Raw genomic sequence first — 23,961 nt, 5'->3', positions numbered from 1 at the left:
GTCCCCTCCGCGCCTCTCAGGGACGCATCCGTGCCCCCCAGGGGCCGAAAACGCCCCAATACCCGAAAGTAGCCGAAACTCCAAGTCGCAAGCTCAGAAGCAGCTCAATTTCCTTGCCCGCCGGTCCCGCCGGCGGGCAGGATCACGATGGCCCCTTGACCCGGCCGCATGAGCCCGCATGATCTTCCCCACACCCCGAAACCTCCCAGTAGACCCTCTCGGATCCCTCCGGGGAAGCCCCTTGCACGGCAGCCCCGTACCATAGGACATAGCCGTGGCGCGTCCGCCCGGCGGGCGTAAGAGGAACTGACGCCGATTCCCACGATCCGAGAGAAGCGCAAGCCACCCATGCCCACGCGCCACGACATCCGTAACGTAGCCATCGTCGCCCACGTCGACCACGGCAAGACGACCATCGTCGACGCCATGCTCAAGCAGGCGGGTGCCTTCGCCGCCCACCAGCAGCTCGACGACCGCATGATGGACTCGAACGACCTGGAGCGTGAGAAGGGCATCACGATCCTCGCCAAGAACACGGCGGTGAAGTACCACCCCAAGGACGGCGGGGCCCCGATCACGATCAACATCATCGACACCCCCGGCCACGCCGACTTCGGTGGCGAGGTCGAGCGTGGTCTGTCGATGGTCGACGCCGTCGTCCTCCTGGTGGACGCCTCCGAGGGTCCCCTGCCGCAGACCCGCTTCGTGCTGCGCAAGGCCCTCCAGGCCCGCATGCCCGTCATCCTCTGCATCAACAAGACGGACCGCCCCGACTCCCGGATCGACGAGGTCGTCAACGAGACCTACGACCTGTTCCTGGACCTGGACGCCGACGAGGACCAGATCGAGTTCCCGATCGTCTACGCCTGCGGCCGCGACGGCATCGCCTCGCTGACCAAGCCGGAGGACGGCACCGTCCCGGCGGACTCCACCAACCTGGAGCCGTTCTTCTCCACGATCCTGGAGCACGTCCCCGCCCCGACGTACGAGGAGGACGCGCCGCTCCAGGCCCACGTCACCAACCTCGACGCCGACAACTTCCTCGGCCGCATCGCGCTGCTCCGCGTCGAGCAGGGCGAGCTGCGCAAGGGCCAGACGGTCGCGTGGATCAAGCGTGACGGCTCGATCCAGAACGTCCGCATCACCGAGCTGATGATGACCGAGGCGCTCACCCGCAAGCCGGCCGAGGTGGCCGGCCCCGGTGACATCTGCGCCGTCGCCGGCATCCCCGACATCATGATCGGCGAGACCCTGGCCGACCCGGAGAACCCGGTCGCGCTGCCGCTCATCACCGTCGACGAGCCGGCCATCTCCATGGTGATCGGTACGAACACCTCCCCGCTGGTCGGCCGCGGCGGCACCGGCAAGGGCGCCGACGCCAAGGCGGCGGTCAAGGACCGCAAGGTCACGGCCCGTCAGGTGAAGGACCGTCTGGACCGCGAGCTGATCGGTAACGTCTCGCTCCGCGTCCTGGAGACCGAGCGCCCCGACGCCTGGGAGGTCCAGGGCCGCGGCGAGCTGGCGCTGGCCATCCTGGTCGAGCAGATGCGCCGCGAGGGCTTCGAGCTGACCATCGGCAAGCCGCAGGTCGTCACCAAGGAGGTCGACGGCAAGGTCCACGAGCCCGTCGAGCGCATGACGATCGACGTGCCCGAGGAGCACATGGGCGCCGTCACCCAGCTCATGGGCGTCCGCAAGGGCCGCATGGACAACATGTCGAACCACGGCTCCGGCTGGGTCCGCATGGAGTTCGTCGTTCCGTCCCGTGGCCTCATCGGCTTCCGTACGGAGTTCCTGACCCAGACCCGCGGCACCGGCATCGCCCACTCCATCCACGAGGGCCACGAGCCGTGGTTCGGCCCGCTGCAGACCCGTAACAACGGTTCGCTGGTCGCCGACCGCGCCGGTGCGGTCACCGCCTTCGCGATGACCAACCTCCAGGAGCGCGGCGTCCTCTTCGTGGAGCCGGGCACCGAGGTGTACGAGGGCATGATCGTCGGCGAGAACTCGCGCTCCGACGACATGGACGTGAACATCACCAAGGAGAAGAAGCTGACGAACATGCGTTCCTCGTCGGCCGACTCCTTCGAGGCGATCGTCCCGCCGCGCAAGCTCTCCCTGGAGCAGTCCCTGGAGTTCTGCCGCGACGACGAGTGCGTCGAGGTCACCCCGGAGGCCGTGCGTATCCGCAAGGTGAACCTGGACGCCCGCGAGCGCGCCCGCGCCGCCTCCCGCGCGAAGAACGGCTGAGCCTGCGCCGCGACCGCCGAGGTCGGGTGAGCGGAAGCTCACGTTCAAGGGTCCGGCCCCCCGCACACCGTGCGGGGGGCCGGACCCTTTTCAACGATTCGTCAACTTGCGTCAACCATTTTTTCCCGGCCAAGCGTCCGGATATCGGTCGTCGCTCTCCGGAACGTGTGTTAACGGTCCGTTTCGTCGGTGTCTGTCTCTGCTCGCTTTGTCCGGATTTCGGTCTTCCCGCCCCTGGCGATGTTGTCAAAACGAGACCGCTTAAGTGTGGTTTACGGCCCGGACGTACTTAATAGTTGGCTCCATTGAGCTCGGGTCAATGGGTCACGCACTGTGGGGAGTGCCGACTCACGAGCACACTCAGGGCACTTGAGTGCAACGCCGTCAGGGGTGTCGGCAGACTCGGAGTGCCCTTCTTGTAGTGACAAGTGGACTCATGAGGAGGAACCCATGCGCGGTGCCAAGAGCGCCAAGTGGGTAGCGGGCGCGATCGTCGTCGCCCTGGCAGCGACCGCCTGTGGCGGGGGTAAGAGCGACGAGGGCAAGGCTGGCGCCGGCGCCGTCGACCCGAACGGAATCTTCTCCGTCGAGCTGGGCGAGCCTGAGAAGCCCCTGCTCACCGGTGACACGATGGAGTCGAACGGCTCCGCGGTCATGGCCGGTCTGTTCTCGACCCTGGTCGACTACAAGGCCGACGGCTCGCTGGAGATGATCAACGCCGAGTCGGTCACCACCACCGACTCGAAGACCTGGACGGTCAAGCTCAAGCCGGGCTGGACCTTCCACGACGGCACCCCGGTGACGTCCAAGTCCTTCGTGGACGCGTGGAACTGGAACGCCAACGTCAAGAACGCGCAGGGCCTCGCGTCCTGGTTCGCGGACGTCAAGGGCTTCGACAAGGTGCACCCCGAGGCGGAGGGCGCCAAGCCGACCTCCGACAAGCTCGAGGGTCTGAAGATCGTCGACGACAACACCTTCACGATCGAGCTCAACACCGCGGTCCCGTACTTCGCGCACAAGCTCGCCTACATCGTCTTCGCCCCGCTCCCGGAGTCCTTCTTCAAGGACCCGGTCGCCGCGGGCCAGAAGCCGGTCGGCAACGGTCCCTACAAGTTCAAGTCCTGGGACCACAAGAAGAAGATCGAGATCGTCCGTTACGACGGCTACAAGGGCCCGAACAAGGCGAAGAACGGCGGTGTGGTCTTCAAGAACTACACCACCCTCGAGGCCGCGTACGAGGACCTGAAGTCGGGCAACGTCGACGTCCTGCGTCAGATCGCCCCGAAGGACCTCCCGGTCTACCGTCAGGACCTCGGCGACCGCGCCGTGGACCAGGCGTACTCCGCGATCCAGACCGTCGCCGTCGCCTTCTACGCGGACCAGTGGAAGAAGCCGAAGCAGATCGACCCGCGCGTCATCCAGGGTCTGTCCATGGGCATCGACCGCGCCACCATCACCAAGACGGTGCTGAACGGCACGCGTGAGCCCGCCACCGGCTGGGTCGCCAAGGGCGTTCTCGGCTACCAGCCGAACGCGGTCGAGATCACCAAGTTCGACCCGGCCAAGGCCAAGGAGCTCATCAAGGCCGGCGGCGGCGTCCCCGGCAACAAGATCTCCATCCAGTACAACGCCGACGGCGGCCACAAGGAGTGGGTGGAGGCCGTCTGCAACTCCATCCAGCAGTCCACCGGCGTCCAGTGCGTCGGCGACGGCAAGCCGGACTTCCAGGCCGACCTGACCGCTCGTAAGACGAAGCAGGTCAAGTCCCTGTACCGCTCCGGCTGGGTGCTCGACTACCCGGTGAACGCCAACTTCATCTCGGACCTGTTCCGTACGGGTGCGGGCGGCAACCAGGGCGACTTCTCCAACAAGGAGCTGGACGCCAAGATCGCGGCCGCCGACTCGGCCAAGACGCTCGACGAGTCGGTCAAGGCGTACCAGGCCATCGAGAAGGACCTGGTCAACTACATGCCGTCGATCCCGCTCTGGTACTACAAGGTCAACGCGGGCTACTCGGAGAAGGTCTCCGGCGTGGCGTACGGCCAGGACGGTGACCCGATCCTGACCGGCGTCGAGGTCAAGAAGTAATCACCCAAGCGTAGTCCGCTCGCCGTCGCGGGGCTGACGGATCGTCAGCCCCGTCTCGGCGCCTTACGCAGTGGCTGGGGGGCCCTTCCACGACATCGGCATGCCCGCACCTGGGCACGCCGTCGGGGGAGGGCCCGTCGGCTGCGGCCGTCACATCTCAACGGAGGCATGATGGGGCGCTATGTCGCACGACGACTGCTCCAGATGATCCCGGTGTTCTTCGGGACAACCCTGCTGATCTTCCTCATGGTCTACAGCCTGCCCGGCGACCCCGTGGCGGGTCTGTTCGGCGACAAGGGCGCGAGCCCGGCGACCATCGAGGCCATCAGACACAAGCTCGGTCTGGACCTGCCGCTGTACGAGCAGTACTGGAACTACATGAAGGGCATCATCCTTCATTTCGACTTCGGCACCCAGATCCGCAACGACCGCCCGGTCACCGAGGTGCTCGGCGAGGCGTTCCCCGTGACGCTCCAGCTCGCCACCCTGGCCTTCGCGTTCGAGCTCATCTTCGGCATCGGTCTCGGCATCATCGGCGGCCTGAAGGCCGGCAAGCTCGCCGACAACGCGATCCTCATCTTCACCCTGCTGATCATCTCGATCCCGGTCTTCGTGCTCGGCTTCTTCATCAAGATGGTCTTCGCCGACAACCTGGGCTGGATCGCCCCGAACGTCAGCAACGAGCAGCTCTGGTCCGAGATGATCGCCCCGGCGGTGGTCCTCGGCGGTCTGTCCCTCGCGTACGTGGCCCGACTGACCCGTACGTCCATGGCGGAGAACCTGCGCGCCGACTACATGCGCACGGCCGTCGCCAAGGGCCTGCCGAAGCGCCGCATCATCGGCGTCCACCTGATGCGCAACTCGATGATCCCCGTCGTCACCTTCCTCGGCACCGACATCGGCGCCCTCATGGGTGGCGCGGTCGTGACGGAGAAGATCTTCAACATCAAGGGCGTCGGTGGTCTGATCGCCGAGTCGATCTCCCGCCGCGAGGGCTCGACCCTGGTCGGTCTCGTCACCATCCTGGTGATCGTCTACCTCGTCACCAGCCTTCTCATCGACCTGCTGTACGCGGTCCTGGACCCGAGGATCCGTTATGCCTGACGTGACCAAGACCGCCGCCGTGGCAGAAGAAGCCGTCGACGCCCCCTCCGTCGTCGAGGCCGCCGCGCCGAAGCAGGAGAAGCCCCGCTCCCTGTGGGGCGACGCGTGGCACGACCTGCGTCGCAACCCGTACTTCCTCGTCTCGGCCGTGCTGATCCTTTTCCTCCTCACGATCGCGGCGTTCCCGAGCCTGTTCACCAGCGCCTCGCCGACCGTCGGTGACCTGGTGAACCACTACCTGGGCAAGCCGGAGCTCGCGCACATCGGCCAGGTCGACTGGCTCGGCTACGACGGCCAGGGCCGCTCGGTGTACGCACGCATGATCCACGGCACCCGTGCCTCGATCATCGTCGGCATCTGCGTCACCGCCATCGTCACCGTCGTCGGCGGTCTCATGGGCATGCTCGCCGGCTACTTCGGCGGCGTCATGGACGCGATCCTCTCCCGGGTCACCGACATCTTCTTCGGCATCCCGTTCCTGCTCGGCGCCATGGTCGTCCTGCAGTCCTTCACCGAGCGCACCGTCTGGGTCGTCGTCGGCGCACTGGCCTTCCTCGGCTGGACGCAGATGGCCCGCGTCATGCGCGGTGCCGTGATCACCGTCAAGCAGGCCGACTACGTGCACGCCGCCAAGGCACTCGGCGCCGGCACCGGCCGGATCCTGTTCAAGCACATCCTGCCGAACGCCATGGCGCCGGTGATCGTCGTCGCGACCATCGCGCTCGGCGGCTACATCTCGGCCGAGGCGACCCTGTCCTACCTGGGTCTCGGTCTCGCGGCGCCGACGGTCTCCTGGGGCGTCGACGTCTCCACCGCCGTCGACCAGATCCGCGTCGCTCCGCACATCCTGCTGTGGCCCTCGATCATGCTGAGCGTCACCATCCTGGCGTTCATCATGCTCGGCGAAGCGGTCCGCAACGCCCTCGACCCCAAGATGCGCTGAGGAGGGCGTAAAAGATGAGCATCCTTGACAAGACCGCGACCGTCCCCGCGCCCCGCGAGGGCGACGACCACACCGGTCCGCTCCTCGAAGTGCGCGACCTGCACGTCGAGTTCCACACCCGCGACGGTGTCGCCAAGGCCGTGAACGGCGTCAACTACTCGGTCGACGCCGGCGAGACCCTCGCCGTCCTCGGCGAGTCCGGCTCCGGCAAGTCCGTCACCGCCCAGGCCATCATGGGCATCCTCGACATGCCGCCCGGCAAGATCCCGCAGGGCGAGATCCTGTTCCGCGGCCAGGACATGCTGAAGATGTCCTACGAGGAGCGCCGGCAGATCCGCGGCCGGAAGATCGCGATGATCTTCCAGGACGCGCTGTCCTCCCTCAACCCGGTCCTCAGCGTCGGCTACCAGCTCGGCGAGATGTTCCGGGTGCACCACGGCCTGTCCAAGAAGGACGCCAAGGCCAAGGCCATCGACCTGATGGACCGGGTGAAGATCCCCGCCGCCAAGGCCCGGGTCTCCGACTACCCGCACCAGTTCTCCGGCGGTATGCGCCAGCGCATCATGATCGCCATGGCGCTCGCCCTGGAGCCGGACCTGATCATCGCGGACGAGCCCACCACGGCGCTCGACGTGACCGTCCAGGCCCAGGTCATGGACCTCCTCGCGGAGCTCCAGCAGGAATACAACATGGGCCTGATCCTGATCACCCACGACCTCGGCGTCGTCGCCGACGTCGCGGACAAGATCGCGGTCATGTACGCCGGCCGCATCGTGGAGCAGGCACCGGTGCACGAGCTGTACAAGCGCCCGGCCCACCCGTACACCCGCGGTCTGCTGGACTCGATCCCGCGCCTGGACCAGAAGGGCCAGGAGCTCTACGCGATCAAGGGCCTGCCGCCCAACCTGCTCCGCGTGCCCACCGGCTGCGCCTTCAACCCGCGCTGCCCCAAGGCGACCGACCTCTGCCGTACGGAGATCCCGGCGCTCGCGCCGGTCACCGAGCAGGACGGGGCCGAGCTGCCGGGCCGCAAGAGCGCCTGCCACTTCTGGAAGGAGACGATCCATGGCTGAGCTGAGCAAGACGAACGAGGCCGGGGGCGTGTCCGAGGCGGAGGCCGTAGCCGCCATCGAGGCTCCGGTCGAGCGCGGTGAGCCGATTCTCCAGGTCCGCAACCTGAAGAAGCACTTCCCGCTCACCCAGGGCATCCTGTTCAAGAAGAACGTCGGCGCGGTCAAGGCCGTGGACGGGGTCTCCTTCGACCTCTACCAGGGCGAGACCCTCGGCATCGTGGGCGAGTCCGGCTGCGGCAAGTCCACCGTCGCCAAGCTCCTGATGAACCTGGAGAAGGCCACCGCGGGCGAGGTCTTCTACAAGGGCCAGGACATCACCCGGCTGTCCGGCCGCGCGCTGAAGGCCGTGCGCCGCAACATCCAGATGGTGTTCCAGGACCCGTACACCTCGCTGAACCCGCGCATGACGGTCGGCGACATCATCGGCGAGCCCTTCGACATCCACCCCGAGGTGGCCCCGAAGGGCGACCGGCGCCGCAAGGTGCAGGAGCTGCTCGACGTCGTCGGTCTGAACCCCGAGTACATCAACCGCTACCCGCACCAGTTCTCCGGCGGTCAGCGCCAGCGCATCGGCATCGCCCGCGGCCTCGCGCTCAACCCGGAGATCATCATCTGCGACGAGCCGGTCTCGGCCCTGGACGTGTCCGTCCAGGCCCAGGTCATCAACCTGATGGAGAAGCTCCAGGACGAGTTCAACCTCTCCTACATCTTCATCGCGCACGACCTGTCGATCGTCCGGCACATCTCGGACCGCGTGGGCGTGATGTACCTGGGCAAGATGGCCGAGATCGGCACGGACACCCAGATCTACGACCACCCGACCCACCCGTACACGCAGGCGCTGCTCTCCGCGGTGCCGGTGCCGGACCCGGAGGCCCGCGCGCACCGCGAGCGGATCATCCTCACCGGTGACGTGCCCTCGCCGGCCAACCCGCCGTCGGGCTGCCGCTTCCGCACCCGCTGCTGGAAGGCGCAGGACAAGTGCGCCACCGAGGTCCCGCTGCTCGCGGTCCCGGAGCGCTTCGTCGGCCAGGACACCCCGGCCGCGCACGAGTCCGCGTGCCACTTCGCCGAGGAGAAGGCGGTTCTCGCCGTCTGATCCGGCCGGTCCGTCAGGGCCCCCGGCACCCCGTGAGGGTGCCGGGGGCCCTTGCGTTCATCCGGACGCCGTAAAAGTGCACTCCCCTCCATATCGGGTGATATTGGGCCCTAAGTCAGACTGAGGACATCGGGAGGCACTCCATGCGCGGAGCCACGCACGCCAAGTGGGCCGCTCTGGCCACCGCCGTCGCCCTCGCGGCGACCGCCTGCGGCGGGGGCGGCGACAGCGGCGGCGGGGGCGCGGACGGCGTCGTGTCCTCCTCGTGGGGCGACCCGCAGAACCCGTTGGAACCGGCGAACACCAACGAGGTGCAGGGCGGCAAGGTGCTGTCCATGATCTTCCGCGGGCTCAAGCAGTACGACCCGAAGACCGGCGAGGCCAAGGACATGCTCGCCGAGAGGATCGAGACGACCGACTCGACGAACTTCCGCATCACCCTCAAGGACGGCTGGACCTTCTCCAACGGCGAGAAGGTCACCGCGAAGTCCTTCGTCGACGCCTGGAACTACGGCGCGCATCTGAAGAACAACCAGAAGAACGCCTACTTCTTCGGCTACATCGAGGGCTACGACAAGGTCCACCCCGACAAGGGGCAGCCGACCGCCGACACCATGTCCGGCCTCAGGGTCGTCGACGACCGGACCTTCACCGTCAAGCTGACGCAGAAGTTCTCCACCTTCCCCGACACCCTCGGCTACGCGGCCTTCGCCCCGCTGCCCCGGGCCTTCTACGACGACCACGCCGGCTGGCTGTCCAAGCCCATCGGCAACGGCCCGTACACCGTCGACTCCTACTCCAAGGGCTCGCAGATGGTCCTCAGGAGGTGGGACGCCTACCCCGGCACCGACAAGGCCCAGAACGGCGGCATCACCCTCAAGGTCTACACCGACAACAACACCGCCTACACCGACCTGACGGCCGGCAACCTCGACCTCGTCGACGACGTCCCCGCCTCCCAGCTCAAGAACGTCTCCGCCGACCTCGGCGACCGGTACATCAACACCCCCGCCGGCATCATCCAGACCCTCGCCTGGCCCTTCTACAAGCCGGAGTTCAACAAGCCCGGCCAGGAGAAGCTGCGCAAGGGCCTGTCGATGGCCATCGACCGCAAGCAGATCACCGACACGATCTTCCAGAAGACCCGCACCCCCGCCAAGGACTGGACCTCCCCGGTCCTCGGCGCCGACGGCGGCTACAAGGAACTCTGCGGCGAAGCCTGCGAGTACAACCCCACCGAGGCCAAGAAGCTCGTCGCCGAGGCCGGCGGCATCCCCGGCGGCACGCTGAGGATCTCGTACAACGCCGACACCGGCTCCCACAAGGAGTGGGTGGACGCCGTCTGCAACTCCATCAACCGCGCCCTCGGCAACAACAACGCCTGCGTCGGCAGCCCGGTCGGCACCTTCGCCGACTACCGCAACCAGGTCACCACCCAGAAGCTGAACGGGCCGTTCCGGGCCGGCTGGCAGATGGACTACCCGCTCATCCAGAACTTCCTCCAGCCGCTCTACTACACCAACGCCTCGTCGAACGACGGCAAGTACTCCAGCCCCGAGTTCGACAAGCTCATCGACGACGCCAACGCCGAGACCGACACCAAGAAGGCCGTCGAGCTCTTCCAGCGCGCCGAGGAAGTCCTCCGCGACGACATGGGAGCCATCCCGCTCTGGTACCAGAACGGCAGCGCCGGCTACTCCGAGCGCGTCGAGAACGTGTCCCTGAACCCCTTCAGCGTCCCGGTCTACGACCAGATCAAGGTCAAGTGACGCCCCGGCGGGCCGAGCGGGCCTGACAGGTCGGCGGCGTACGGCCCGGCCCCGCGGACCCCCGCGCCGGGCCGTACGCCTTCCTCGCCCTCTTTGGAGGTTTCCGTGGGTCGTTACGTGATCCGGCGGCTGCTGCAGATGATCCCGGTCTTCTTCGGCGCCACCCTGCTGATCTTCCTGATGGTGAACGTGATGGGCGACCCCATCGCCGGGCTGTGCGGCGACCGCCAGTGCGACCCGGCGACCGCCGCCCAGCTCAAGAAGGAGTTCGGCCTCGACAAGCCGGTCTGGCAGCAATACCTGACCTATATGGGCAACGTCTTCACCGGGGACTTCGGCACCGCCTTCAACGGCCAGCCCGTCACCGAGCTCATGGGCAACGCCTTCCCGGTCACCATCCGGCTCACCATCGTCGCGATCCTCTTCGAGATCGTCATCGGCATCACCCTCGGTGTCGTCACCGGCCTGCGCCGCGGCCGCCCCGTCGACACCACGGTCCTGCTGCTGACCCTGGTCGTCCTCTCCGTCCCCACCTTCGTCACCGGTCTGCTCATCCAGCTCCTCCTCGGCGTGAAGTGGGGCTGGATCAAACCCGCCGTGTCGCCGGAGGCCGCCTTCGGCGAGCTCATCGTCCCCGGCCTCGTCCTCGCCTCGGTCTCCCTCGCGTACGTCACCCGGCTCACCCGGACCTCCATCGCCGAGAACAAGCGCGCCGACTACGTCCGCACCGCCGTCGCCAAGGGACTGCCCCGCCGCCGGGTCATCACCCGCCACCTGCTGCGCAACAGCCTCATCCCCGTGGTGACCTTCATCGGCGCCGACGTCGGCGCGCTCATGGGCGGCGCCATCGTCACCGAACGGATCTTCAACATCCACGGCGTGGGCTACCAGCTCTACCAGGGCATCGTCCGCCAGAACACCCAGACCGTCGTCGGCTTCGTGACCGTCCTCGTCCTGGTGTTCCTCCTGGCCAACCTGCTGGTCGACCTCCTGTACGCCGTACTCGACCCGAGGATTCGCTATGCCTGAGCAGCCGCACGACCCGTACCACGAGGAGGGGGCCGCCATCGCCGCGACCGGAGCGGGCGGGGCCGTGGACCTCGCCATGGACGAGGGGGAGACCCTCGAACAGCGTCCATCAGCCGCCTCCGGCGGCCCGCAGGGCACCGGCGCCGACAAGAAGCCGCGCTCGCTGTGGTCCGACGCCTGGCACGACCTGCGCCGCAACCCGGTCTTCATCGTCTCCGCCCTCGTCATCCTCTTCCTGGTCGTCATCTCCCTCTGGCCCTCGCTGATCGCCTCCGGCGACCCGCTCGACTGCGACCTGTCCAAGGCCCAGGAGGGCTCCCAGCCCGGCCACCCCTTCGGCTTCAACGGCCAGGGCTGCGACGTCTACACCCGCACCGTCTACGGCGCCCGCACCTCCGTCACCGTCGGCGTCTGCGCCACCCTCGGCGTCGCGGTCCTCGGCAGCGTGCTCGGCGGACTCGCCGGCTTCTTCGGCGGCGCCTGGGACGGCTTCCTCTCCCGCGTCACCGACGTCTTCTTCGCCATCCCCGTCGTCCTCGGCGGCCTGGTGCTGCTGTCGGTGGTGACCAGCTCCACCGTCTGGCCCGTCATCGGCTTCATGGTGCTGCTCGGCTGGCCGCAGATCTCCCGCATCGCCCGCGGCGCCGTCATCACCGCCAAACAGAACGACTACGTCCAGGCGGCCCGCGCGCTCGGCGCCTCCAACTCCCGGATGCTGCTGCGCCACATCACCCCCAACGCGATCGCCCCCGTGATCGTCGTCGCCACCATCGCGCTCGGCACCTACATCGCCCTGGAGGCCACCCTGTCGTACCTCGGCGTCGGCCTGAAGCCGCCGACGGTCTCCTGGGGCATCGACATCTCCTCGGCCTCGCAGTACATCCGCAACGCCCCGCACATGCTGCTGTGGCCGGCCGGCGCGCTCGCCGTCACGGTGCTCGCCTTCATCATGCTCGGCGACGCGGTGCGCGACGCCCTCGACCCCAAGCTGAGGTAGGGCCATGCTGCTCGAAGTCCGCGACCTGCACGTGGAGTTCCACACCCGCGACGGGGTGGCCAAGGCGGTCAACGGCGTCACCTACTCCGTGGACGCGGGGGAGACCCTCGCCGTGCTCGGCGAGTCCGGCTCCGGCAAGTCCGTCACCGCCCAGGCCGTCATGGGCATCCTCGACATGCCCCCGGGGCGGATCACCGGCGGCGAGATCCGCTTCCAGGGCCAGGACCTGCTGACCCTCAAGGAGGAGGAGCGGCGGAAGATCCGCGGCGCCAGGATGGCGATGATCTTCCAGGACGCGCTGTCCTCGCTCAACCCCGTCATCAGCGTCGGCGACCAGCTCGGCGAGATGTTCGAGGTGCACCGCGGGATGTCCCGCAAGGACGCCCGGGCCAAGGCCGTCGAACTGATGGACCGGGTCCGCATCCCCGCCGCCAAGGAGCGGGTCGGGCAGTATCCGCACCAGTTCTCCGGCGGCATGCGCCAGCGCATCATGATCGCGATGGCCCTCGCCCTCGAACCCGACCTGATCATCGCGGACGAGCCCACCACCGCCCTCGACGTCACCGTCCAGGCCCAGGTCATGGAACTGCTCGCCGAGCTCCAGCGCGAACTCAACATGGGCCTGATCCTGATCACCCACGACCTCGGCGTGGTCGCCGACGTCGCCGACAAGATCGCCGTGATGTACGCCGGCCGGATCGTCGAGCACGCCCCCGTCCACGAGATCTACAAGGCACCCGCTCACCCCTACACCCGGGGCCTGCTGGACTCGATCCCGCGCCTGGACCAGAAGGGCCACGAGCTCTACGCGATCAAGGGCCTGCCGCCCAACCTGCTGAACATCCCGCCCGGCTGCGCCTTCAACCCGCGCTGCCCGCTCGCCCAGGACGTGTGCCGCACCGACGTGCCGCCGCTGTACGACGTCACCGAATCGCCCGTGCCGCGCTCCAGCGCCTGCCACTTCTGGAAGGAGTGCCTCCATGGCTGAGGCGATTCTCCAGGTCCGCGACCTGGTCAAGCACTATCCGCTGACCCAGGGCGTCCTCTTCAAGAAGCAGGTGGGCGCGGTCAAGGCGGTCGACGGCGTCGACTTCGACCTGGCCGCGGGCGAGACCCTCGGCATCGTGGGCGAGTCCGGCTGCGGCAAGTCGACCGTGGCGAAGATGCTGGTCAACCTGGAGAAGCCGACCGCGGGCTCCATCTCGTACAAGGGCGAGGACCTCACCAAACTGTCCCCCCGGGCGCTCAAGGCCGTGCGCCGCAACATCCAGATGGTCTTCCAGGACCCGTACACCTCGCTGAACCCGCGCATGACGGTCGGCGACATCATCGGCGAGCCGTACGAGATCCACCCCGAGGTCGCGCCCAAGGGGGACCGGCGCCGCAAGGTGCAGGAGCTGCTCGACGTCGTCGGCCTCAACCCGGAGTACATCAACCGCTATCCGCACCAGTTCTCCGGCGGCCAGCGCCAGCGGATCGGCATCGCCCGGGGGCTGGCGCTGCGGCCCGAGATCATCGTCGCCGACGAGCCGGTCTCCGCCCTCGACGTCTCCGTCCAGGCGCAGGTGGTGAACCTGCTCGAACGGCTCCAGAACGAGTTCAGCCTGTCGTACGTCTTCATCGCGCACGACCTGTCGATCGTCCGGCACATCTCCGACCGGGTCGGCGTCATGTACCTCGGCCGGATCGTGGAGATCGGCACCGACGCCGAGATCTACGACCACCCGACCCACCCCTACACCCAGGCGCTGCTGTCCGCCGTCCCGGTGCCGGACCCCGAGGCGCGCGAGCACCGCGAGCGGATCATCCTGACCGGCGACGTGCCCTCCCCGGCCAACATCCCCTCCGGCTGCCGCTTCCGCACCCGCTGCTGGAAGGCCCAGGAGCGGTGCGCCCTGGAGGTCCCGCTGCTCGCCGTCCCGGCCGTCTTCCGGCTCACCGACTCCCCGGCGCGGCACGACTCGGCCTGCCACTTCGCGGAGGAGAAGCAGGTGGTGCCGCCGGAGGAGCGGCCGGGCGAGCCGCCAGAGGCGCCGCCGGGACCCGCACCGGCGGGCGGGCCGGGCGGGCCGAAGGACGGGCCCGGGAGCGGATCGGATCCTGGATCCCACATCCCTTAACGCCCAGGCAACTTCATCGAATTGGATCCGATATACGAGAACGGGACGCTCAACAGCGTACGGCCGTGCGGGTGCCGTAGGCCGGCCGGAGCGCACCATGCCGCCCCGGCCGGCCGCCCCCCGCACCCGACTTGACGCACCCGCACCGCGCATATGCGGAACCGCTTGTCTCGGCCGTGGGCGACCGTGAGTATCGGCCCCGTGACTGTGACACGAACGGCACGTCTCACCGGCGCCGCCCTGTGCGCCGCGCTCGCCCTCGTCATCGTCGTCTGGCTGCTGCGCGACCTCGCCGCCTTCGGTCCGACCACCGAACTCCTCTGGTACTGGGCCGGCGACCACCGCTTCCAGAGCCGTCACAGCACCGCGACCTCCCTGGTCGACGCGCTGCTGGTCCTCGTCTACGCCGCCACCGCGGTCGCCGCGGCGCGCTCCCCGCTCGCCGCCTCCGCGTTCACCGTGACGGGACTCACCACCCTCGCGTTACGGCTTCCCGGGCTGTGGGCCTCGAGCGTCGAGGTCCTCCTCGTCACCCTCCTCAGCCTCGCCCTCGCCGCCGGACTCGTCGTCACCGCCGCCGCGGGCCGCCAGGACGACGGCCCGGACGCCGAGACCGGCACCGGCGGCCGGGAGGCGCCCGGACGCCCCCGCACCGGCCCGGCCGTCGCCGCGGGAGTCCTGTGCGCGCTCGCCGCCCTCCTGTGGGCCGGCTGGGAGCTCCGCTGGGCCACGCTGCTCCCGCCCGAGCACACCGTCAGCCGCTTCACCGGCGGACGCACCCTCATGCTGCCCGCCCTCGCCGTCCCGCCCGCCTGGCTGAACACCGTCCTCGTCCTGCTCCTCCTCGCCGCCGCCGCGAGCGCCTTCGCCCGCGCCCGCCCGACCCGCCCCCTCGGACTGCTCGCCGGGCTGCTGCTCGCGGGCGTCGGAGCGACCGGAACCGCCGCCGCGCTGCGCCCGGACCGGCACACCTACGCCACCGAGCAGGACCTCTCCTCCCTGGCGTACGACCTCGGCTCCCTCTTCTCGCTCCTCGCCGGCCTCGCCGTCCTCCTCCTGCTCGCCCGGCCGGCCCACCCGCGCCGCGTCCCGTACCGCCCCGCCGCCGCCCGCCCCCCGGCCCCGCCCGCCCAGCCGCCGCCCGGCTGGTGATCAGGCCGGGGGCCGCGCCAGACCCAGCGAGCGGCGCAGGAAGTCGACCTGGAGCAGCAGCAGGTTCTCCGCCACCTGCTCCTGCGGGGTCATGTGCGTGACGCCCGACAGCGGCAGCACCTCGTGCGGCCGGCCCGCGGCGAGCAGCGCGGAGGACAGCCGCAGGGTGTGCGCCATCACCACGTTGTCGTCGGCCAGACCGTGCACGATCATCATCGGCCGGGCCGGCAGCCGCGGCTCGGTCAGCCCCTCGTCGGTCAGCAGCGAGTTGGCGGCGTAGACCTCCGGCTCCTCGTCCGGACGGCCCAGGTACCGCTCGGTGTAGTGCGTGTCGTACAGCCGCCAGTCCGTCACCGGGGCGCCCACCACGGCCGCGTGGAACACATCGGGCCGGCGCAGCGCCGCGAGCGCGGCGAGATAGCCGCCGAACGACCAGCCCCGGATCGCCACCCGCCCGAGGTCCAGCGGAAAGCTGTCGGCCAGTGCCCGCAGCGCGTCGACCTGGTCGTCGAGGGACCGGACGAAGTCACGGCTGATCGACTTCTCCCAGGCGGGCGAGCGGCCCGGCATGCCGCGCCCGTCGGCGACGATCACCGCGAAGCCCTGCTCGGCGAACCACCGCGAGGTCAGGTGCGGATTGTGCGCGGCGGTCACCCGCTGGCCGTGCGGACCGCCGTACGGGTCCATCAGCACCGGCAGCGGCCCGTCCCCCTCCGTCCACCCCGACGGCAGCAGCACCGCGCACGGGATCCGGCGCTCGCCCGCCTCCGTGAGCCGCACCCCGGCGGAGAGCCCGGGCGTCCGCGCGTACGAGGCGACCTCGGCGACCCGCTTCCCGTCGCGCAGCACCCGCGTGACGCTCCCCGGCACGTCCGGCCGGGCGGAGACCAGGACCGTCACCGCGCCGGAGCGCACCGCCCCGTGCACCCCGGCGCCCTCCGAGATCCGCTCCACGCCCGGCCCGTCGCCGTCCAGGCGCACCCGGTACACATGGATCTCACCGGTCTCGCGGGCCTCGGCCGTCTCACCGGCCGACGCCGAGATCAGGACATCTTCCGTCCCCACGTCCAGGACCGCCCGCACGTGCAGCCGGGCGTCCGTCAGGACCCGGTCCCCGACGGCGAGGACCCGCGCGCCGCCCTCGCCCCGCTGGTCCTCGACCCGCACCAGCCGCCCGTCCGCCGTCCAGGCCGGCACGCCCGTGAAGAGTTCCAGCCACACCGGATCCTCCTCACGGCGCACCGTCCGCGTCGCCCCCGAGTCCGGGTCGACCGTGAGGTACGCCTGCGAGCGCTGGTCGCGCGCCTGGACGAGGAGCAGCGGGGGCCCGTCGGCCGACCAGTGCACCCGGGCCAGATAGGGGAAGGCGTCCCGGTCCCACACCACCTCGGTGCGGTTTCCGGCCAGATCCACCACGAAGAGCCGCACGTCCGCGTTGGCCGTCCCCGCCGCCGGGTACGCGACCGCCTGCGGCTCCCGGTCCGGATGCGCCGGATCCGCGATCCACCAGCGGCGCACCGGCCGTTCGTCCACCCGCGCGACGAGGAGCCGGTCCGATCCGGGGCTCCACCAGAAGCCGCGGCCGCGGTTCATCTCCTCCGACGCGATGAACTCCGCCAGCCCGTAGCCGACCCCCTCCGCTTCCGCTTCCGGCCCGGCCAGCACCCGGTCGCCCGTGCCGTCCGCCCCGGTCACCCGCAGCGCCCCGCCCGCCACGTACGCGACGAGCCGCCCGTCCGGCGACGGACGCGGGTCCACCACGGGCCCCGGCACCGGCAGCTCGCGCGCCGTGCCCGCCCGCAGCTCCGCCGTGAAGAGCCGCCCGGACAGCGCGAACGCCGCCAACTCCACGGCGGCGTCCACCGCGTAGCCCACGATCCCGCCCGAGCCCTCCCGCGCCCGCTCCCGGCGCGCCCGCTCCTCGGCCGACAACTCCTCGACGGCACCGGCGAGCAGCACCTCCGGATCGGCCGCGAGCCGCTCCGCCCCCGTCTCGAGATCGAGCACCCAGAGCCGGTGCGAGCGGTCGGTCCCGGCACCGGCGGGCCCCGATCCGGACCGGACGAACACCACGCGTCCGCCGTCCGGCGAGACCGTGAATCCGCGCGGCGCGCCGAGCGTGAAGCGCTGCGTCCGCGCGTACTGGCGGGGGAAGGACACCGATTCGTCTCGTGGCGAAGTCATGTGACCGAAACTAGCGTCCGTGCGCCCCCTCATGCCCCCGTACACCGATCGATGCGATGGCACGGATAGTTATGATCCGTAGCGCTAGGTGGGTAGGCATCCACCAGGCACATGCCAACCGAACGTCCGACCGAAGAAGTCCGACCGAAATGTGGAGGTGAACCGCCGTGGCACTCTCGATTTCGGTGGTTGTGCTGCTGGCGATCGTCGTCTTCCTGTTGATCCGGAAATCCGGACTCAAGGCCGGACACGCGGCGGTCTGCGCGCTCCTGGGGTTCTACCTGGCGAGCTCGTCCATCGCCCCGTCCATCAGCACGCTGACCACCAACGTGGCGAGCATGATCGGTGGCCTCAAGTTCTGACCTGGCCGAGCGTCGGCGGCCCCGCCTCGTAGGGTGGGGCCATGACGGATCTCCCCGCCCGTCGTCTGCTCCTCGTGCACGCGCACCCGGACGACGAGTCGATCAACAACGGCGTCACCATGGCCCGGTACGCGGCCGAGGGCGCCCTCGTGACGCTGGTGACCTGCACCCTGGGCGAGGAGGGCGAGGTCATCCCGCCCGAGCTCGCCCACCTGGCGCCGGACCGGGAGGACCGGCTCGGCGACCACCGCGTCGGCGAACTGGCCGCCGCGATGGAGGAGCTGGGCGTCACCGACCACCGCTTCCTCGGCGGCCCCGGGCGCTTCCGCGACTCCGGGATGATGGGCGTCGAACAGAACCGCCGCGAAGGCGCCTTCTGGAACACCGACGTCGACACCGCCGCCCCCCACCTCGTCGCCGTGATCCGCGAGACCCGCCCCCAGGTCCTCGTCACCTACGACCCCGACGGCGGCTACGGACACCCCGACCACATCCAGGCCCACCGCGTCGCCATGCGCGCCGCCGAGCTCGCCGCCGATCCCGCGTACCGGCCCGACCTCGGCCCCGCCCACACCATCGCCAAGATCTACTGGAACCGCGTGCCGCGCTCCGTCGCCGAGGCCGGCTTCGCGCGGCTGCGCGCCGAGGGCTCGGTCTTCCCCGCGGACGCGGAGATCGGCGACGTCCCCGGGGTCGTCGACGACTCCCGCGTCACCGCCGAGATCGCCGGCGAGGACGCACCCGCCGATACGGACGCGGAGGGCGACCGGCCCTCGTACGCGGCCCGCAAGGCCGCCGCCATGCGCGCCCACGTCACCCAGGTCGCCGTCGACGGCCCCTTCTTCGCCCTCTCCAACAACCTGGGCCAGCCCCTCTTCACCACCGAGTACTACGAGCTCGTCCAGGGCACGCCCGGCGCACCCACGGGCGAACGCGAGACCGATCTCTTCGCCGGAGTCGCCGAATGACCGCCCACCAGCACGCCGACCCGCTGCCCGCCCCCGCCGTCCGCTACGTCTGGTACGGGGTGCTCCTCGTGCTCGGGGCCGTCGTCGGCGCCGCCGGCTCGCTGGTCCAGGCCGCCTGGCCGCCCGCCGGGTTGCTCCTCGCGCTGCTCGCCTCCGCCGGCCTCTTCTACGGCGGCCTGCGCGCCACCGCCACCCAGCTCGGCGTCGGTGCGGCGGGCGGCGGCTGGCTCGTCGCCATCGTGCTGCTCAGCTTCGGACGGCCCGAGGGCGACGGCCTCTTCGGCGGCGGCCTCGGCGAGATGGTCTACCTCCTCGGCGGCATGGCCGTCGCTGTGATGTGCGCCACGATGATCCGGCTGCCCCGGCCGGCCCCGTGAACAGCGGGACTTGACTCCGTACTGTCTTGACTTCGGCCGGAATGCCCCTGGCGGATCCACGCCGGGTCGGGTGCGGATCGGCGGCGGCCAGTATGGTGGTGCGCGCCGCCGACCGCCCGGATCACCACGAGCATCAGCAAGAGCGGGCGGCGGAGCCAACCGGGAGATCCTGCTTTGAGTCGTGAAACTGGTCGAGAGACTGACAGTTCGTCCTCCGGCGCCCAGCCGCGTGGTGGGGCGGCGTACCCCTCGGGCACTCCGCCGTACGGCCTCCGCGGAGGCCAGGAGATCGCCGCCGACGCGGCGGCCGCCTCCGCGCCGCCGGAGGAGCCCAAGACCGAGACCACGCTGACCACCCGTATCCGGATCAACATCCCGGGTTCGCGTCCGATCCCGCCCGTGGTCGTCCGCAAGCCGGTCGGCGACACCCAGGCCGGAGCCGAGGCGCAGGGCCAGGGCCGGCGCGAGGGCCAGGGACAAGGACAGGGACCGGCCGTCGCGCCGCCGGCCGCCGCCGAGCCGGCGCGGCCCGCCCCGGCGTCCGCTCCCGTGCCCGCGCCGGAGCCGGAGCCCCCGGCCCCGGCCGAGCCGGCCCAGGCGGACGACAAGCCGACCAGCGACTGGTTCGCCCCGCGCAAGCCGTCCGCACCGGCCAAGCCCGCCCCGGCGCCCGCGCCCCCGCCCGCCGCGGGGCCGGCCCCGGCCGCCCCCGGCCCGGGCGCGGGACCCGCCCCGTCGGCCCCCGCCCCGGCCACCGGCTTCGCGGGCTCGGCCGCCGACGGCGTCCCGTCGGCCTCCACCACCCAGAGCATGCCGGTCGTCACCCCGCTGACCGGCGGTGCCGGCCACACGCCCGCCGCCGGTACCCCCCGCTTCGACGGCCCCGGCTCTCCCGCGAACCCGCTCTACGACGCCGGCCCCGGCCACACCCCGGCCGCCGGCACGCCCGTCGTCGACATCGCCGGCGCCCCCGTCGGCCCGACCACCGGCCCCGTCACCGGCGGCAGCCCGGTCGTCGGACCCGACCACCCCCGGGGCGCCGCGCCCCGCGGCTCGGTGCCGCCCCGCATGTCCGACGACACCGCGATCCTCACGCCGCAGCCCCCGGCCCCGGTGCCGGGCCCCGTCGGCGGCGGCGGGCACGTCTCGGGCTCCACGCTCACCAGCGGGATGCCCGTCGTCCCGCCCTCCGGGCCCGACCTGACCCCCCGTATCCCCGAGCGCGACCACTCCGCCGACCCGGCCGAGGCCGCGAACCCGGCTCCGGCCCCGGCCCCGCGGCCCGCGCCGGCCGCCACGGCCAGGCCCGTGAAGAAGCGCTCCAAGCTGGTCCTCGCCTGTGTCGGCGTCTTCGGCCTCGCCGGTGTCGCCTACGGCGCCGGACTCCTCCTCAACCACTCCGACGTCCCCAAGGGCACCACCGTCCTCGGCGTCGACATCGGCGGCGGTACGAAGGAGGAGGCCGTCACCAAGCTGGAGTCGGCCCTCGGCAAGCGCGCCAACGCGCCGCTCCAGCTCGACGTCGGCGGCAGGAAGGCCGAGCTGGCCCCCGAGAAGGCGGGCCTCGCCCTGGACGCCCAGGAGACCGTGCGCGCCGCCGCCGGCAGCGACTACAACCCCGTCTCCGTCATCGGCTCCCTCTTCGGCGGCGAGCGCGTCGCCCAGCCCGTCTTCCCGGTCGACGAGGAGAAGCTGGGCGTGGCCCTCACCGACCTGGCCGGCACCTCCGGCTCCGTCACCGAGGGCAAAATCGTCTTCTCCCCGGGCAAGGTCACGGCCGTCGAGGGCAAGCCGGGCAAGGGCCTGGACGTCCAGCGCTCGATGATCGCGGTCAAGGACGCGTACCGCGCCCAGGTGGAGACCGGCCGGCCGAACACGGTCGAACTGCCCGTCGTCACCCGGCAGCCGACCATCACCAAGGCCGAGCTCGACCGGGCGATGGAGGAGTTCGCCGAGCCCGCCATGTCCGGCATCATCACGATCAAGGCCGGCTCGAAGCAGATCGACTTCGGCCCGGCGCGGTCCCTGCCGAAGATCCTCTCCATGAAGGCCGTCGACGGCCGCCTGGTCGAGGTCTACGACAAGAAGGCGATCGAGGAGCTCCTCGACGGCGTCTTCGACGGCATCATGATCACCAAGGCCGACGGCACCAAGCACGAGGTGTCCGCCGACGACGTGGCCTTCGTGATGCGCGACGCCCTGCGCGGCAAGACCAAGGCCGAGCGTACGAAGACGATCGACCTGAGCGGCGAGGGCTGACGGACCCCGCTGCGGTCCGTCGCGTCCGCCGCGCTGCGAGCGATCGAGGAGCCCCGCCCGGGACCACCGGGCGGGGCTCCTCGTGTCTCCACCTCTCCACCTCTCCGCGTCTCCGCGTCTCCGCGTCTCCGCGTGCCGCGCCCGGCGGACCTCTAGGCTTGCTCCCGGGGGCGGGGCCGTAGCGCAGAGGTCGACGCGCGTGGTCTCCAAAACCGCGAGGACGCCGGTTCGTATCCGGCCGCCCCGCCCTCGCCTCCGGGCCGGGCTCTCAGTTCAGCAGCGCCCGGGCCGCCTTCGCCTGGCGGCGGATGCTCTCCGCCGCGCTCGGCTCCACCGCGTCCATCACGGTCGCGTACGCCTCCATCTCCGCCGCCCCCGTGAGGAAGTCGCCGCGCTGGACGAGCAGCTCCGCGCGCTCGTAGCGGAGGCGGGCCGGGTGGGAGGGGAGCAGGAGGGAGAGCTCCACGGCCCACAGGGCGACGTCGGAGCGCTCGGGGCGGGCGGAGGCCCAGGCGCGGATGTTGTTCAGGACGCGCAGCACGATCGCCGCCGGGGTGGCGGGACGCAGCATCGACGGGTCGAGGGCCTCGCCCGTGGCTCCCGCGACGAGGAGCTCCGCGTCGGAGGCGGTCATCGCCCGGCCGCCGGCGAAGGGGTCGGCGAGCCGCAGGTCCGCGGGGTCGCCGAAGCCGACGACGAAGTGGCCGGGCAGGCCGAGGCCGTAGACGGGGGCGCCGGCCCGGCGGGCGACCTCCATCCACACCACGGACAGCAAGATCGGCAGGCCGCGCCGCCGCCGCAGCACCTCGTGCAGCAGGGACGACTCCAGGCGCTGGTAGTCGGCGGGCACGCCCAGGAAGCCCTCGCGCCGGCCGAGGAGCTCGGCGAGCGCCGCGACCCAGGCGTCGGCGCCGCGCCCCGCGCCGTAGGGCAGCAGCCCGGCGAGCCGGTCCAGTTCGATCTCGGCGGCGTCCAGGTCCGCCTGGGTCACCGACGGGTCGGCCACCGCGCCGACGAGCAGGCACAGCCGGGCGAGGTCGGGCCGCTCGGACCTGGCCTCCTCCGCGAACTCCCGCCGCCAGTCGGTCACGTCGCCTCCGTCGGTCACGCGTCCGTCCAGCGGTAGTGGTGATAGTGGTGGTGCACGGTGAAGCCCATCCCGTCGTACAGCGCCCGGGCGCCGTCGTTGTCCGACTCCACCTGGAGCCAGGCGGCCGAGGCGCCCTCGTCCAGGGCCCGGCGGGCGAGCGCGGTCATGACGGCCGTCGCCAGACCGCGGCGCCGCAGGCCGGGATCGACCTCCACGGCCAGGAAACCGGCCCAGCGGCCGTCGACGACACAGCGGCCGATCGCCGCCGGTATGTCTTCCGTGCCCGGTACGGAAGCGAACCACACACTCGGGCCGCTGCCGAGGACCTTCAGGACGTGCGGGCCGGGTTCGCCGAAGCGCTGGTAGCGGCGCATCCAGTCGTCGTCGACGGAGCGGGAGAGCCGGACGGCGTCGACGTCGGCGTCGAGGTCCCCGACCGGCGCGAGCGACGCGATGCGCAGCTCGGCCGAAGCCTCCCGGACCCAGCCGCGCCGCTCCAGGTCGGCGGACAGCAGCTCCTGGGCTCCCTCGGCGCCCGTCGCCGTCTGGATGTACGCGGGCAGGCCGCGGGCCGCGTACCAGTCCCGTACGCGCTCCAGGGCGGCGTCCAGCGGAAGTCCGGCATCACCGAGCGGCAGCACCGAGTTGGCCCGCCGGGTGAATCCGGCGGCGGCGCGCAGCGTCCATTCGCCCAGGGTCTCGCTCTCCATCGGCTGCCAGGCGCGCGCGGCGACCCGGGCGAGCTCCGTGAAGCCGGCGGAGGGGCCGCGCCGGCGGGCCGGGGCGGCGGGGACGACCTTGCCCGCGGCGAGCGCGGATTCCGCGATGCGGACGACCTCACCGGTCCGGCGTGTGATCAGCAGCACACCCTTGTCCCATGATGTGAGAACCCCGACCGCGTCGGTGAATCTCCCGCCCGCCGCACCCGAGTCCGTCACGTACCGAACTGAGACACGTTTTCCCACGTCAGCAGCGGTCATGCGGACTTCGAGGCGTCCTCCACCGGTGAATTCCACAGCTTCTGAGCCCCTCCTGTTCGGATCGTCCCCGAGAACGGAGATACTAGGGGCGGGCATCGACGACGCCGCGCTCCCGCG

Annotated in this window: 19 protein-coding genes and 1 tRNA gene; 17 read left to right on the top strand and 3 right to left on the bottom strand. The window is 70.6% G+C overall.

Going from position 1 to position 23,961, the window contains the following annotated elements; translation table 11 throughout:
* Window positions 1–348 precede the first annotated feature (348 nt).
* From typA to ABZ135_RS05370, 12 genes are all read left to right on the top strand, one after another.
* On the top strand, window positions 349–2,250 hold the full coding sequence (typA, locus tag ABZ135_RS05425) for a translational GTPase TypA (protein ID WP_345485838.1): 1,902 nt from the start codon (window positions 349–351) through the stop codon (window positions 2,248–2,250).
* 450 nt (window positions 2,251–2,700) lie between these two features.
* Entirely contained in the window at window positions 2,701–4,338 is a 1,638-nt protein-coding gene (locus tag ABZ135_RS05420) for an ABC transporter substrate-binding protein (RefSeq protein WP_356692020.1), read from the top strand.
* 171 nt (window positions 4,339–4,509) lie between these two features.
* Window positions 4,510–5,442, top strand: coding sequence for an ABC transporter permease (locus tag ABZ135_RS05415; RefSeq protein ID WP_345492102.1), 933 nt, complete (start codon window positions 4,510–4,512; stop codon window positions 5,440–5,442).
* The gene (locus ABZ135_RS05410) at window positions 5,435–6,385 is read left to right on the top strand and encodes an ABC transporter permease (RefSeq protein ID WP_356692018.1); all 951 of its coding nucleotides are present in this window, start codon (window positions 5,435–5,437) and stop codon (window positions 6,383–6,385) included. Before ABZ135_RS05415 ends, ABZ135_RS05410 begins: the two co-directional genes overlap by 8 nt.
* A gap of 14 nt (window positions 6,386–6,399) precedes the next feature.
* Window positions 6,400–7,458, top strand: a complete 1,059-nt coding sequence (locus tag ABZ135_RS05405; protein WP_356692016.1) for an ABC transporter ATP-binding protein — start codon at window positions 6,400–6,402, stop codon at window positions 7,456–7,458.
* Complete coding sequence (locus ABZ135_RS05400) at window positions 7,451–8,557, top strand: dipeptide ABC transporter ATP-binding protein (protein WP_356692014.1); 1,107 nt, start codon at window positions 7,451–7,453, stop codon at window positions 8,555–8,557. The genes ABZ135_RS05405 and ABZ135_RS05400 overlap by 8 nt, the downstream gene beginning before the upstream one ends.
* 143 nt (window positions 8,558–8,700) lie before the next feature.
* The gene (locus ABZ135_RS05395; RefSeq protein ID WP_356692012.1) at window positions 8,701–10,326 is read left to right on the top strand and encodes an ABC transporter substrate-binding protein; all 1,626 of its coding nucleotides are present in this window, start codon (window positions 8,701–8,703) and stop codon (window positions 10,324–10,326) included.
* 105 nt (window positions 10,327–10,431) lie between these two features.
* Window positions 10,432–11,355, top strand: a complete 924-nt coding sequence (locus ABZ135_RS05390; RefSeq protein ID WP_356692010.1) for an ABC transporter permease — start codon at window positions 10,432–10,434, stop codon at window positions 11,353–11,355.
* On the top strand, window positions 11,348–12,352 hold the full coding sequence (locus ABZ135_RS05385) for an ABC transporter permease (protein ID WP_356692008.1): 1,005 nt from the start codon (window positions 11,348–11,350) through the stop codon (window positions 12,350–12,352). The genes ABZ135_RS05390 and ABZ135_RS05385 overlap by 8 nt, the downstream gene beginning before the upstream one ends.
* Window positions 12,353–12,356: 4 nt before the next feature.
* A complete protein-coding gene (locus tag ABZ135_RS05380) occupies window positions 12,357–13,340 on the top strand; it encodes an ABC transporter ATP-binding protein (RefSeq protein ID WP_356692006.1) in 984 nt (327 codons plus the stop codon).
* Window positions 13,333–14,472: a dipeptide ABC transporter ATP-binding protein gene (locus ABZ135_RS05375; protein WP_356692004.1), complete on the top strand. Its 1,140-nt coding sequence runs from the start codon at window positions 13,333–13,335 to the stop codon at window positions 14,470–14,472. The genes ABZ135_RS05380 and ABZ135_RS05375 overlap by 8 nt, the downstream gene beginning before the upstream one ends.
* Window positions 14,473–14,673: 201 nt before the next feature.
* Complete coding sequence (locus ABZ135_RS05370) at window positions 14,674–15,624, top strand: hypothetical protein (RefSeq protein ID WP_356692002.1); 951 nt, start codon at window positions 14,674–14,676, stop codon at window positions 15,622–15,624.
* On the opposite strand, the gene ABZ135_RS05365 is transcribed toward ABZ135_RS05370, so the two are convergent.
* The gene (locus tag ABZ135_RS05365; RefSeq protein WP_356692000.1) at window positions 15,625–17,808 is read right to left on the bottom strand and encodes an alpha/beta fold hydrolase; all 2,184 of its coding nucleotides are present in this window, start codon (window positions 17,806–17,808) and stop codon (window positions 15,625–15,627) included.
* A 167-nt stretch (window positions 17,809–17,975) separates the two neighbouring features.
* On the opposite strand from ABZ135_RS05365, the gene ABZ135_RS05360 reads away from it, so the two are divergent.
* From ABZ135_RS05360 to ABZ135_RS05340, 5 genes are all read left to right on the top strand, one after another.
* Window positions 17,976–18,170, top strand: coding sequence for a hypothetical protein (locus ABZ135_RS05360; protein WP_345485825.1), 195 nt, complete (start codon window positions 17,976–17,978; stop codon window positions 18,168–18,170).
* Between the two features lie 41 nt (window positions 18,171–18,211).
* On the top strand, window positions 18,212–19,138 hold the full coding sequence (mshB, locus tag ABZ135_RS05355; RefSeq protein WP_356691998.1) for an N-acetyl-1-D-myo-inositol-2-amino-2-deoxy-alpha-D-glucopyranoside deacetylase: 927 nt from the start codon (window positions 18,212–18,214) through the stop codon (window positions 19,136–19,138).
* Window positions 19,135–19,515: a DUF6113 family protein gene (locus ABZ135_RS05350; RefSeq protein ID WP_356691996.1), complete on the top strand. Its 381-nt coding sequence runs from the start codon at window positions 19,135–19,137 to the stop codon at window positions 19,513–19,515. The genes mshB and ABZ135_RS05350 overlap by 4 nt, the downstream gene beginning before the upstream one ends.
* Before the next feature lie 174 nt (window positions 19,516–19,689).
* Window positions 19,690–21,774 (top strand): hypothetical protein, encoded by a 2,085-nt coding sequence (locus ABZ135_RS05345; RefSeq protein WP_356691994.1) that lies wholly within the window; start codon window positions 19,690–19,692, stop codon window positions 21,772–21,774.
* A gap of 170 nt (window positions 21,775–21,944) precedes the next feature.
* Window positions 21,945–22,022: transfer RNA gene (locus tag ABZ135_RS05340), tRNA-Trp, on the top strand.
* A 20-nt stretch (window positions 22,023–22,042) separates the two neighbouring features.
* Here ABZ135_RS05340 and ABZ135_RS05335 read toward each other — a convergent pair.
* Both ABZ135_RS05335 and ABZ135_RS05330 read right to left on the bottom strand, forming a co-directional pair.
* Window positions 22,043–22,882, bottom strand: coding sequence for a transglutaminase-like domain-containing protein (locus ABZ135_RS05335; protein WP_356691992.1), 840 nt, complete (start codon window positions 22,880–22,882; stop codon window positions 22,043–22,045).
* On the bottom strand, window positions 22,879–23,880 hold the full coding sequence (locus tag ABZ135_RS05330) for a GNAT family N-acetyltransferase (RefSeq protein WP_356691990.1): 1,002 nt from the start codon (window positions 23,878–23,880) through the stop codon (window positions 22,879–22,881). The genes ABZ135_RS05335 and ABZ135_RS05330 overlap by 4 nt, the downstream gene beginning before the upstream one ends.
* Between the last annotated feature and the right edge of the window lie 81 nt (window positions 23,881–23,961).

This window comes from Streptomyces sp. NPDC006339 (genome assembly GCF_040612775.1).
Lineage (GTDB): Bacteria > Actinomycetota > Actinomycetes > Streptomycetales > Streptomycetaceae > Streptomyces.
The sequence above is the reverse complement of the archived record's forward strand: the minus strand, read 5'-3'. Positions and strand labels throughout refer to the sequence as shown.

Excerpts from the sequence above, each read along its gene's own strand:
- typA (WP_345485838.1), top strand. The coding sequence starts at position 349 with ATGCCCACGCGCCACGACATCCGTAACGTAGCCATCGTCGCCCACGTC.
- ABZ135_RS05420 (WP_356692020.1), top strand. The coding sequence starts at position 2,701 with ATGCGCGGTGCCAAGAGCGCCAAGTGGGTAGCGGGCGCGATCGTCGTC.
- ABZ135_RS05415 (WP_345492102.1), top strand. The coding sequence starts at position 4,510 with ATGGGGCGCTATGTCGCACGACGACTGCTCCAGATGATCCCGGTGTTC.
- ABZ135_RS05410 (WP_356692018.1), top strand. The coding sequence starts at position 5,435 with ATGCCTGACGTGACCAAGACCGCCGCCGTGGCAGAAGAAGCCGTCGAC.
- ABZ135_RS05405 (WP_356692016.1), top strand. The coding sequence starts at position 6,400 with ATGAGCATCCTTGACAAGACCGCGACCGTCCCCGCGCCCCGCGAGGGC.
- ABZ135_RS05400 (WP_356692014.1), top strand. The coding sequence starts at position 7,451 with ATGGCTGAGCTGAGCAAGACGAACGAGGCCGGGGGCGTGTCCGAGGCG.
- ABZ135_RS05395 (WP_356692012.1), top strand. The coding sequence starts at position 8,701 with ATGCGCGGAGCCACGCACGCCAAGTGGGCCGCTCTGGCCACCGCCGTC.
- ABZ135_RS05385 (WP_356692008.1), top strand. The coding sequence starts at position 11,348 with ATGCCTGAGCAGCCGCACGACCCGTACCACGAGGAGGGGGCCGCCATC.
- ABZ135_RS05380 (WP_356692006.1), top strand. The coding sequence starts at position 12,357 with ATGCTGCTCGAAGTCCGCGACCTGCACGTGGAGTTCCACACCCGCGAC.
- ABZ135_RS05375 (WP_356692004.1), top strand. The coding sequence starts at position 13,333 with ATGGCTGAGGCGATTCTCCAGGTCCGCGACCTGGTCAAGCACTATCCG.
- ABZ135_RS05365 (WP_356692000.1), bottom strand. The coding sequence starts at position 17,808 with ATGACTTCGCCACGAGACGAATCGGTGTCCTTCCCCCGCCAGTACGCG.
- mshB (WP_356691998.1), top strand. The coding sequence starts at position 18,212 with ATGACGGATCTCCCCGCCCGTCGTCTGCTCCTCGTGCACGCGCACCCG.
- ABZ135_RS05350 (WP_356691996.1), top strand. The coding sequence starts at position 19,135 with ATGACCGCCCACCAGCACGCCGACCCGCTGCCCGCCCCCGCCGTCCGC.